11 protein-coding genes and 1 pseudogene are annotated in these 12,057 nt (G+C 34.8%); all 12 read left to right on the plus strand.

Annotated elements, in window-relative coordinates; translation table 11 throughout:
- Positions 1 to 44: 44 nt before the first annotated feature.
- The gene (gene pstC / locus BBF96_RS14565; RefSeq protein WP_236777838.1) at positions 45 to 944 is read left to right on the plus strand and encodes a phosphate ABC transporter permease subunit PstC; all 900 of its coding nucleotides are present in this window, start codon (positions 45 to 47) and stop codon (positions 942 to 944) included.
- The gene (gene pstA, locus BBF96_RS14570) at positions 945 to 1,814 is read left to right on the plus strand and encodes a phosphate ABC transporter permease PstA (RefSeq protein WP_236777839.1); all 870 of its coding nucleotides are present in this window, start codon (positions 945 to 947) and stop codon (positions 1,812 to 1,814) included.
- 42 nt (positions 1,815 to 1,856) lie between these two features.
- A complete protein-coding gene (pstB, locus tag BBF96_RS14575) occupies positions 1,857 to 2,630 on the plus strand; it encodes a phosphate ABC transporter ATP-binding protein PstB (RefSeq protein WP_127017826.1) in 774 nt (257 codons plus the stop codon).
- A 352-nt stretch (positions 2,631 to 2,982) separates the two neighbouring features.
- On the plus strand, positions 2,983 to 3,633 hold the full coding sequence (gene phoU, locus BBF96_RS14580) for a phosphate signaling complex protein PhoU (protein WP_127017827.1): 651 nt from the start codon (positions 2,983 to 2,985) through the stop codon (positions 3,631 to 3,633).
- Positions 3,634 to 4,446: 813 nt separating this feature from the next.
- Entirely contained in the window at positions 4,447 to 6,012 is a 1,566-nt protein-coding gene (locus BBF96_RS14585) for an ABC transporter substrate-binding protein (protein WP_127017828.1), read from the plus strand.
- A gap of 63 nt (positions 6,013 to 6,075) precedes the next feature.
- Complete coding sequence (locus tag BBF96_RS14590; protein WP_127017829.1) at positions 6,076 to 7,080, plus strand: ABC transporter permease; 1,005 nt, start codon at positions 6,076 to 6,078, stop codon at positions 7,078 to 7,080.
- A gap of 23 nt (positions 7,081 to 7,103) precedes the next feature.
- Positions 7,104 to 7,970: a nickel transporter permease gene (gene nikC / locus BBF96_RS14595; protein WP_127017830.1), complete on the plus strand. Its 867-nt coding sequence runs from the start codon at positions 7,104 to 7,106 to the stop codon at positions 7,968 to 7,970.
- Between the two features lie 553 nt (positions 7,971 to 8,523).
- On the plus strand, positions 8,524 to 8,691 hold the full coding sequence (locus BBF96_RS16560; RefSeq protein ID WP_164731122.1) for a hypothetical protein: 168 nt from the start codon (positions 8,524 to 8,526) through the stop codon (positions 8,689 to 8,691).
- 64 nt (positions 8,692 to 8,755) lie between these two features.
- Positions 8,756 to 8,959 (plus strand): transposase family protein, encoded by a 204-nt coding sequence (locus BBF96_RS14600; protein WP_164731123.1) that lies wholly within the window; start codon positions 8,756 to 8,758, stop codon positions 8,957 to 8,959.
- A gap of 164 nt (positions 8,960 to 9,123) precedes the next feature.
- Positions 9,124 to 9,702, plus strand: a pseudogene (locus BBF96_RS14605) (ISL3 family transposase); the annotation flags it as partial.
- 322 nt (positions 9,703 to 10,024) lie between these two features.
- Positions 10,025 to 10,900 carry a dihydrodipicolinate synthase family protein gene (locus BBF96_RS14615; RefSeq protein WP_127017833.1) on the plus strand — a complete coding sequence of 292 codons (876 nt, stop codon included), beginning with the start codon at positions 10,025 to 10,027 and terminating at the stop codon, positions 10,898 to 10,900.
- Positions 10,901 to 11,015: 115 nt separating this feature from the next.
- Entirely contained in the window at positions 11,016 to 11,987 is a 972-nt protein-coding gene (locus tag BBF96_RS14620; RefSeq protein WP_164731124.1) for a tripartite tricarboxylate transporter substrate binding protein, read from the plus strand.
- Positions 11,988 to 12,057 lie beyond the last annotated feature (70 nt).

A 12,057-nucleotide genomic window follows, 5' to 3' on the forward strand; every position in this document is an offset into this window, starting at 1 on the left:
GTTTAATCATTAGAGTAAAAAAATAAAGATTGGAGGTAAGAAATGTGAAGCCCCCGTTTAGCAAAAAAAGATTGGGCTTAAAAGAAAAGGGTATTAAATATTTTTTTATGGTTAACGGAGTTGTTACAATTTTTATTTTGCTGGGGATTTTTTATTTGCTGTTAACTAATGCTTTACCCTTTTTTAAAGATGTAAGTCTAAGAGAGTTTTTGACATCAAAAATCTGGAATCCTACAGGGTGGAAGAATCCGGAGTATGGGATTATTTCTTTAATAGTAAGTACTTTGATGGTGACTTTTGGTTCAATGGTTATTGCTGTACCTATAGGAATTGCATGTGCGGCCTATCTCGCAGAAGTGGCATCACCAAAGTTCCGTGAGATTGTAAAACCTATTATCGAAATTTTAGCAGGTATTCCTTCTGTGGTAATTGGATTTATCGGTATTGTACTTTCAGGTCCAATAATTGCAAAAGTTTTAGGTACAACCAATGGTTTGAATGCCATTAATGGTTCAATTTTGTTAAGTATCATGGCTTTACCGACTATAATTTCCCTTTCAGAAGATGCCATCTCTTCTGTTCCGATAGAATACAAAAAAGCTTCTCTGGCAATGGGGGCTAACCGTTGGCAAACTTTAATCAGGGTTACTTTACCTGCAGCTCTGTCAGGAATTATTGCAGCTGTAATGCTGGGTATGGGAAGGGCAATTGGAGAGACCATGACTGTGTTGATGGCAACAGGGAATGCTCCTGCTTTTCCACAGGGTTTTACCAGTCCGGTTAGAACTATGACTGCAACTATTGCTATTGAATTGGGAGAAGTACCTTATTATACAACCCACTTTTATGGGTTATTTGCCATAGGTTTAGTCTTATTTTTAATGACTTTTGTAGTAAACCTGGTTTCTGATATTATTCTGCATAAGTACCAGGAGGTGAAGTAGGTGGAAAGACTTAATCTGCGGGAAATAAACCAAAAGATCGGTTTTGGCTTATTGAGGCTTTCGATGGTGGTAGTTGTGGCAATTTTAGGTATAATTTTATTTGATATTTTCTCTAAGGGTTATGGTGTAATTAGTTGGGAGTTTTTAACTTCTGCACCTCGAAACAGGATGACAGAAGGAGGAATTTTTCCGGCTATTATAGGTACTGTTTATGTAACTTTTATAACTGCTTTTCTGACTATTCCTGTGGGATTTGCGACAGCTATTTACTTGACTGAATATGCAAAACAGGGCAAACTGACCCGGATTATCCGGATGGCAATTAGAAACCTTTCTGGTGTACCTTCTATTGTCTACGGTCTTTTTGGTGTGGCCTTATTTGTTGAAACTCTAAAGTTTGGATATTCCCTTCTTTCTGCCGGTATGACATTGGGATTGATGACCCTTCCTGTGGTAATTACCGCTAGTGAAGAAGCACTAAAAACAGTTCCAAAGTCATATCGGGAAGGTGCCCTGGCCTTGGGGGCTACCCGTTGGCAGGCTATAAAGACCAATGTTTTACCTGCAGCTTTACCCGGTATGTTGACCGGAGCTATTCTGGGACTTTCCAGAGCTGCCGGTGAGACTGCACCGATACTTTTTACAGGAGCAGCTTTCTTTTTACCTTTTTTGCCTGATAGTATAACAAGTCAGTTTATGGCATTACCATATCATCTCTACGTTTTGTCTACTCAACATCATTCGATTATGAAAGTTCGACCGTTAGCATATGGTACAGCTCTGGTATTGATAACTCTGGTTTTGACAATGAATCTTTTGGCTATTATTATGCGGTATCGGTTTAGATCTAAATTTAAAAAAATAAGGTAAAGGCGCCAGATAATTTTGAATTTAAAGAAGGTGGTGTGATATATGACAATTAAGACTGGTATTGAAACAAAAATTGAAGTAAAAAATCTGAATGTTTATTATGGTAATTTTCATGCTTTAAAGAATATTTCTCTCAATATCTATAAGAATCGTGTTACTGCTCTTATTGGGCCGTCAGGTTGCGGCAAATCTACATTTTTAAGGACCCTAAACCGGATGAATGACCTGATTGAGGGAAGCAGGGTAGTAGGTGAAGTAATTATAGATGGTCAAAATATTTATGATAAAGATGTGGATGTGGTTGAGTTAAGGAAACGGGTGGGTATGGTCTTTCAGCGTCCAAATCCATTCCCCAAATCTATTTATGATAATGTGGCGTATGGTCCGCGTATTCATGGAATCAAAGATCGTAATATATTGGATGAAATTGTGGAAGAGAGTTTAAAGGCTAGTGCTCTCTGGGATGAAGTTAAAGACCGCCTCCATGATTCTGCTATGGGCCTATCTGGGGGACAGCAACAGCGGCTCTGTATTGCCAGAGCTTTAGCAGTGAAACCGGAAATTATTCTGATGGATGAACCTGCTTCTGCTTTAGACCCTATTGCTACCGGTAGAATTGAAGAATTGATTGATGTATTACGGGAAAATTATACCATTATTATCGTAACCCACAGTATGCAGCAGGCGGCCCGGGTTTCTGATTATACTGCATTTTTCCTGATGGGTGAGCTGATTGAATATAATGAGACAGGAATTATTTTTGAAAGACCTTCCGATCAGAGAACAGAGGATTATATTACCGGTCGCTTTGGTTAATATAAAAATCTCTGGTTAAGCGATATACAAACAGTTATATGGTTAAACTTCAAAAAGCTAATTTTTGCTCCTTGAGAAGTTTTTCGAACTATCTAAAGCTCGATTTCCGCCGGAATAAGGCTTCCTAATCAAAGGGCCCTCCTGGCCTTAGAACTAGCTCATCACCTCCTGTGATGAGGCCTTATTTCGTCGGAAATCTCGCTAAGATGGTTTAGCGAAAAATTTCTATGTCACTCAAAATTGGCTTTTTGCAGTATAATCTTATATTGGTTAAAAATTATAAAACGGATGTTACTAAATCTATTATAAATATGTTATAATTACTAAAAAAGTATAGAGAGGAGGGAGCATTATGGCTAGAAGGAGTTTCGATGAAGAGCTAAATGCACTTAAAGAAGAGATGCTTAAGATGGGTTCATATGTGGAAGAAGCTATTCATAAGGCAGTCAAGTCTCTGGCAGAGCAAGATGTTGAATTGGCGGTAGAAGTCTGTGAAAAAGATGAACGAATAGATGAGTATGAGGTATTGATTGAAGAAAAGTGTATCCGTTTGATAGCTCTTCAACAACCTGTAGCTAAGGATTTACGGACTATTGGAATGATTATAAAGATTATTACTGACCTGGAAAGAATAGGTGATAATGCCTGTAATATTGCCCGGATAACACAAAAGATAGGTAAGGAACCTTTGATTAAACCATTGATTGATATTCCTCGAATGGCTGATTTAGCATGTGAGATGGTTCATCAGAGTTTAAATGCTTTTGTAAATCAAGACCCGGAACTGGCCCGTGAGATTGCCAGAAAAGATGACGAAGTGGATATTTTAAATGCGCAAATTTTTAGAGAACTACTTACCTTTATGATGGCTGATCCATCTACCATTAATCAGTCAACCTATCTACTTTTTGTAGGGCGATATCTGGAGAGGATTGCAGACCACGCTACTAATATTTGCGAGCGAATTATTTATATGACAACAGGTCAACGGGAAAGTTTTTAAAATGAAAACTAAACCTGTGGCTTAAAAAACCGTGTTTTTTGTTTTATCAGTTTTTATTAAGTTTGTCTGCATGATTAAACTGCAAAAAGCTAATTTTGAGCGCTATAGAAATTTTTCGTTAAACCATCTTAGTGAGATTGGATTACTGAAATCGAACTTTAGATGGTTCGAAAAATTTCTTTATGAAGTGAAAAATTAGCTTTTTGCAGTAAGATCCTTTATATATTTTTAAGAAGAAGAAATATAATTGAGCTTGTTGACAAACCTTTCTTTTTTAGAGACTTACCCGTGCACTGCCAGAAAAACTAAATATAATTTCTGAAGTGTATAAGTCAAGGTTGAAGCCAGGAAGGCGAAAACCTTGACTTTTAAGGACGCGCAGCCAGGATGGCGGAGCGTCCGGTAGCAGAAGAAATTATATTTAGTTTTTCTATTCCTCCTGTGGAAGCAAGTTATATGCACCCCCTTTTTTCAACAGTCTGAAATATAATTTTTATTCTTAAATAATTCGAAATATAGTTGAAATTGTTTTAAGCATATGGTAATATTAATAAAAATAAAATAATTTTTATGATTAAACTGCAAAAAGCTAATTTTGAGCGCCATAGAAATTTTTCGTTTAGCCATTTTAGTGAGATTGGATTACTGAAATCGAATTTTTTTTAAATGGCTCGAAAAATTTCTTTGTGAAGCAAAAAATTAGCTTTTTATATAAAATGCTATATCAGGGGGTGGTAGAGTAGTAGAGAAGAATAGTAGTTTCTGATTTTAAGGTTAATTTAATTATTATGAAGAAGCGAGGAGGTAGAAAGAATGTTTAAAAGAATTTCTGTTTTAGCGTTGTTTGTATTTTTTGTTATTATTTTGACGGGTACTATTTTTGCTGAACCTAAGTATGGAGGAACTTTAATTTGGGGGCGCGGTGGAGATTCGGTTGGATTAGATCCTATTTGTGAAACTGATGGAGAATCTTTTAAAGTAACTCAACAGATTTTTGATACCCTTGTTGAGTATGAACCGGGAACTACTAATATTAAGCCAGCATTGGCTACTTCCTGGTCGGTTAGTGAAGATGGTTTAACCTGGACTTTCAAACTTCGAAAGGGAGTAAAATTCCATGATGGAACTCCGTTTAATGCTGAAGCTGTAAAGTTTAACTTTGACCGCTGGAGACTTAAAGATCATCCCTACCATATACCTGGTGAATTTAAGTATTATGGTTGGATGTTTGGTGATGATTTACCAGGGGTTATTCAGGATGTTGTTGTTATAGATGATTATACTATTCAATTTGTGTTAAAACAGAAGTTTGCTACTTTCCTTGCTAACCTGGCTATGGTGCCATTTGGTATCTCCAGTCCTACTGCCATAAAAAAATGGGGAGATGACTATTTTACCCATCCAGTAGGTACAGGTCCATTTAAGTTTGTTGAATGGATAAAGGGTGATAGAATTATTCTTGAAGCTAATGAAGATTATTGGGATGGTAGACCTTATCTGGATAAGATAGTTTTCCGTTCCATTCCTGATAATGGTGCAAGATTTATGGAATTACAGGCTGGAACTGTTGATATAATTGATGGTGTTAGCCCCAATGATGTTGAAATACTTAAAAAGACAAAAGGCTTAAAGTTAGTGTTACGTCCCAGTATGAACATTGGTTATTTTGGTTTAAATCAGCGGTTTGAACCTTTGAAAAATGTTCTGGTTCGTCGGGCTATTTGCCATGCTATTGATAAGGAAGCAATTATCGAAGCTTTCTATGCTGGCTTAGCAATTCCAGCCAAAAATGTATTACCTCCGTCTCTCTGGGGTTATAATGATGAAATTGAAGATTATGAATATAACCCTGCTAAAGCGAAAGAACTGTTAGCTGAAGCCGGTTATCCAGATGGCTTTGAGATGGAATTATGGGCAATGCCAGTACCGAGACCATATATGCCGCAGCCAAAGTTAATTGCTCAGGCTATTCAACAGTATCTGGCTGAAGTTGGTATCAAAACCAAGATTGTAACTTATGATTGGGGTACTTATCTGGATAAATCTAGAGAAGGTTTGGCTGATTCATATCTTTTAGGTTGGACCGGAGATAATGGTGACCCTGACAACTTCATTTATGTATTACTTGATAAGACTAATAATGACCGGCATGCTTATGTGAATGATGAATTACATGAGATATTAGTTAAAGCTCAACAAATTTTCGATCAAGAAGAGAGAGCAGCTTTATATAAAAAAGCTCAGGTTATTATTCATAATGACGCTCCATTTGTATTCCTGGTACATTCAACTCCTCCATTAGGATTGAAAGAAAATATTGAGGGTTATATTCCAAGTCCAACTGGTAGTGAAAAATTAAATACTGTCTGGAAAAGATAAAATGTATGCGGTCTTTTGACCGCATACATTTTACCAATTAAAGGAGAGATGGAGGTAGAGAAAATGTATTCTTATATAGTGAAGAGAATTCTTTTTTTAATACCGATATTACTTGGTGTTTCATTTCTGGTATTTTTGATGATTCATCTAGTTCCAGGTGATCCGGCAGTTGTGATGTTAGGTGAAAAGGCAACTCCAGAGATGTTAGAAATGGTAAGAGAAGAATTGGGACTTAATGATCCGATGTTAGTTCAGTATTTTAGATTTCTTAAGAGATTATTGCATTTGGATTTAGGTAGAGCAATTATTTCAAATGTACCTGTTAGTGAGGAGATTGGTCAACGTTTTCCAGCAACTGCTGAGCTGACTTTTTTCAGTATGCTATTTGCGGTGATTGTTGGAATACCAGTGGGAATTTTGGCAGCATGTAAACAGAACTCTATTTTTGATAATATTAGTATGCTTGTTGCTTTATTTGGTGTTTCTATGCCCATTTTCTGGTTAGGACTTATGTTGATCTGGTTGTTTAGTGTTAAGTTGGGTTGGTTACCACCGTCTGCCCGTATTACAGTGGGAGTTGAATTAAAGCGAGTGACAAATTTATATGTTTTAGATAGTTTACTGACTGGAAATTTTAAAGCGCTAAAAGATGTCCTGTCACATTTAGTTTTGCCTTCTCTGGCTTTAGGTACTATTCCAATGGCTATTATTGCTAGAATGACCAGGTCAAGTATGTTAGAAGTGTTACGGCAAGACTATATTAGAACAGCATATGCTAAAGGTTTACATTCAAGGGTTGTTGTTTATAAACATGCTTTTAAAAATGCATTGATTCCAATTGTAACAGTGGTTGGTTTGCAGTTTGGTCTTTTGCTTGGAGGTGCTGTTTTAACTGAAACTATTTTCTCATGGCCCGGAATTGGAAAGCTTTCCTATGATGCTATTATGGCACGGGATTTTCCTCTTGTGCAGGGAGCAGTTTTAGTTATTTCAATGAGTTTTGTTTTTATAAATTTGATTGTAGATATTACTTATTCTTTTATTGATCCTAGGATTCACTATAGTTAGCCGGTAGGAGAGGAGGGCGTAGTATGGCAAAGAAGAAAGATAAAGTTTCAGATAACCTCTGGAAAAATGCCTGGAAACGGCTTTTGAAAAATAGGGCAGCTGTTTTGGGAATGGTTATTATCGCACTGATTGTATTTTCTGCGATTTTTGCACCGTATATAGCACCCTATGATCCAATAAAGCAGAATATACTGGCCCGGTATAAACCACCTTCTGCTAAACATTTATTGGGTACTGATGAACTGGGCAGGGATATTTTAAGCAGAATAATTTACGGAGCCAGATATTCTTTATTGATTGGAATTATTTCCATTAGTCTGGCTTTAATATTTGGAATAATTTTGGGGGTTCTGGCTGGTTATTATGGTGGTCTGGTTGATCTTTTAATTATGAGAGTTGTTGATATTATGTTGGCTTTTCCATATATTTTATTGGCCATTGCCATCGTTGCTATTTTGGGGCCTGAACTTCGAAATGCAATGATTGCAATTAGTATCGTTAATATTCCTAAATTTGCCCGGATCATTCGCTCTTCTGTTCTTTCAATTAAAGAGAGTGAATATGTTCAAGCGGCTAAAGCTTTGGGGGCTTCTGATTTAAGAATTATTATAAAATATTTACTGCCAAATAGTATGGCACCACTTATTGTTCAGTCTACATTAAGTATTGCCTCAGCTATTCTTAGTGCAGCAGGGTTAAGTTTTTTAGGACTGGGTGCCCAACCTCCTACTCCCGAGTGGGGAGCTATGTTAAGTGATGCCCGTTCTGCTCTGCAGCTGGCTCCCTGGGTTGTTACTTTTCCAGGTATTGCAATTATGCTTAATGTATTGGGTTTCAATTTATTAGGTGATGGATTGCGAGATGCTCTGGATCCAAAACTAAAAAATTGATAATTTGGTACATTGCCCCTTTGAGCAATTGCTTAAAGGGGCTTTTGATTTTACAGCAAAAAGCTAATTTTTCGCTTTATAAAGAAATTTTTCGAATCATCTAAAGTTTGATTTCAGTAATCCAATCTCACTAAGATGGTTTAACGAAAAATTTCAATAGTGCTCAAAATTAGCTTTTTTAAGTTTGATCATAGGTATTAAAAAGTAATTTTTTTGAAGGAATTTTAGGAGAAATGTCTAATATAATAAGAGAACATAGTTCGATTTAAAATAAAATACAGTTCAAAAAAATTATTAACTAAGTTCTAATACTATATAAGGGCAGAAGGAAGTAGAAATCAAAATTCTGTGATCCAGGAGTTAATTTATTCATATTTCAAAATTTTTATAAAAATTAATTTAATTGATTCGCGGTATTTTTTAATAATTTAATAGAAATTATCGAGTCTATAATTAATGTTGTAAAGAAAAAATTATAAAAATAAAAAGGTATTTGCTGGCTCCATTGAATTAATTAGTTGCGAACTAAAAACCAAAGAAAGAAGTCCAGCAAATGCAAGATAATAATATTATAAAATTTCCTGATTTGCCAGACATTATTGCAACTGAAATTATTTCAACGGAGGACAGGTATATTTTTATTGCTGAAGCAAAGAAAAATCACATTGTGTGTCCTCAGTGTGGTAATATCACTAATAAAATCTATGATACAAAATGGTAAAATATTAGAAACATCCCCATAAGAGGTAAATTAGTAATCATTAGACCTCTAAAAAAAGATATCGTTGCCTTGTTATCATAAGAGGGGTATCCCTGAAAAATATGAAAGCATTGATAAATATGCCCGTAAAACCAAACGCTTTGATAAATATCTTGCTAAAGAAACTGTCAGCAAGGATTATTCTAAACTTGCTAGAGAAAACGGGTTAAGTTATACAGCTGTTAATAATGCAGTTAAAAAAGTAATTGACCCTCTCATTGAACAATAAGTTTCAAAACTTAGTCAATTAAAAGCCATCAGTATCGATGAATTTGCAGTTTTAAAACGCCATAAATATGTAGTTAGAATCGAGAGTTAATTGACATTTTACCTACTCGCAAAAAGGATGATTTAATTAACTACTTTAATTGTTAGGAAGATGAGCAAAGACGACAGATTCAATCGATCTCTATGGATATATTGTGTCCGTTCAAAACAGTAGCAGATGCAGCATTTACTCATGAAAAAATTGTTATAGATAAATTTCACCTTGTAACTTTAATGAACAAAGCCCTTGACGAAGTTAGAAAACAAGTTCAACAAACACTAAATAATCATCAGAGAAGAAAGTTTTTTCAAAGTCGTTTATTACTCCAAAAACGAGCTGAAGAACTGACAGATGAAGAACATGAAAAGCTCATCGAATTATTTGAACTCAGCCCAGCTTTAGAAAAAGCCTGGGAACTAAAAGAGGAATTCAAAGACTTATTGCAGCTAGATGATGTAAAAGAAGCCACCAGAGCTCTGAAAAGGTGGTATAAAGAAATAATAAAAAGCAAGCGGATGCCTTTTTACCAGGTAAAAAAGATAATACAAAGATAAGAAGAAAAAATACTAAATTATTTTAAGATAACCAATGGCTTTGCTGAAAATATCAATAACAAGATTAAATTGATCAAAAGGATTGGATATGGTGTTCCAAATGTTATGAATCTAAGGAGAAGAGTATTTAATGCAATGTTAAGTTATTAAATTTAAATGTTTATTTCAAAATCAATTTACCAATCAATTCAACGGAGCCAACTTATCTTTCACAATATTTGACGGAGAACCAAAAAAATAATTTTTTTGAAGGAATTTTAGGGGAAATGTCTAATATAATAAGAGAACATAGTTCAATTTAAAATAAAATACAGTTCAAAAAATATATTAACCAAGTTCTTATATTATTGTAAATTTAACGATAGGTTATTTAAGAAAGTTTATACTATATAAAGAAGGGAGGTTTAATATTAAGTACACAAAGAAATAAATAAATTTATAAATAAAAATATATAATAAAGGAGTGATATGATTGGATTTAAAAAATTTGGAAGGTATTATTCCGCCTATGGTAACACCTTTTGATGAAAATGAAGAACTTGATCTAGAAGCTACAAGAAGAGAAGTTAAATATCTTCTTAGTAAAGATATTGCTGGAATTAGTATAGGGGGTAGTACAGGAGAGGGCGCTTTGTTATCTAATGAAGAAATTAAGAAAATGATAGAAATAATAGTTGAAGAAAATAAGAAAAAAATACCTATAATAGCAGGAATAATCAGAAATTCAACAAAAGAAGCGGTAGAAACTGCTTTAGTAGCAAAAGAAGCTGGAGCAAATATGCTTTTAGTGACACCGGTCTATTACCATGGAGCAACAGATGAAGGGAATTATGAATATTATAAAATAATAGCTGAAGAAGTTGGATTGCCAATTATTGTATATAATGTTGTACCGACAAATCAGATAACGCCAGAAGTAATGTTAAGAATAAGTGAAATAGAAAAGGTTATAGGAATAAAACAGGTAGGAGCTGAAGCATTAACTGCAATGGTGGCAGCATGTGGAGATAAAATAAAAGTGTTTAGTGCATGTGATGATATGCTTTATGGTACATATGTGTCAGGGGCTTGTGGAGCAATAGCTGCGATAGCAACAGCAGTTCCAGAATTATGTATTAAACAATGGAAGGCATTTAAAAATGGAGATCAAAAAACGGCACAAGAGATTCATAAAAAATTATATCATGTTTTTAAAGCATATGATGCTCGACCGTTTCCAGGAAAAATTAAGACATTGATAAATCTATTAGGTAGATCAGTAGGAAAAGCAAGAAGTCCAATAAAAGAACCAGATAAAAAAGAAATAGAATCTATAAAAGAGAAATTAAGACGAGCAGGTTTGATGTAAAATTAAATGCATTAAAATTATCTTAATATTTTAATTAGAATGAAGAAAAGAATAGTTCAAAATATTTAGTATATAAGATTTTAATCTAAAAAAATTATTAAAGGAGATGAAAATTATGAAAAAGATACTTATTGTGAGATTAATCACTTTTATGGTCTTAACTTTTATGGTTTTATCTGTAGCGGGGTTAGTTTTTGCAAGTGATTTTCCAAGTAAACCTATAAAATTAATAGTTCCATGGGCTCCAGGTGGTGGCACTGATACTTTAGCTAGAGCTCTTGCTAAATTCGGTAAAAAGCATTTTGGAGTACCTATAGTGGTACAAAATATTGAGGGTGGTATGGGTGCTATTGCTTTACAGAGAGTAAAAGCTTCAAAACCAACAGGATATGAACTGGTAGTAGCTTCAGGTTATGTAGGTTGGATGGACAAGATACGCCAATTTCCTGTTAATTTTGATGATTTCACCAAAATTATGTCCTTAAATCGAGATCCCGCTGCATTAACAGTTGCTGCAGATGCTCCATGGGATACTATAGAGGAATTTATAGAATATGCTAAAAAACATCCTGGAGAAATAACTATTGGACATTCAGGTGAGGGTTTAGTATGGCATATTGCAGCAGCAAGTATTGCTGATTATTTTGATCTAGAATTTACCTATGTTCCATATAATGGGGCAGCACCTGCAATTGCCGCAGTAATGGGGGGGCAGATAGATGCAGTTACTGTCTCTGGGGCAGAAGTAGCTTCTCAAGTAATGGCTGGAAAATTGAAGTGTTTAGGTATTATGGGAGCAAAGCGTTTAGAGCCGTTACCTAACGTTCCTACCTTCAAGGAGCTAGGTTACGATATAGAAGTTTATACTTATAGAGGTTTAGTTGGTCCTAAAGGAATTCCAGAGGAAAGGGTTAAAAAACTTTATGAAGGTTTTACGAAGATAATGCAAGAAGAAGAGTTTATAAAAACAATGAAAAATCTTGGTCTCGGGATATATTGTCTTGGTCCTGAGGAATTTAGTAAATTTATCGAGAAACAAAGTGCTCAAGCTCTCAAGTCACTTAAAAGACTTGGCTTGATAAAATAAATTAATAATCTACCCCCAGGGTTACCCTTGGTGCCCTGGGTAACCTTCTAATATTAAAACCTAAAAGAGA

This window comes from Anoxybacter fermentans (assembly GCF_003991135.1).
Classification (GTDB): Bacteria; Bacillota; Halanaerobiia; order DY22613; family DY22613; genus Anoxybacter; species Anoxybacter fermentans.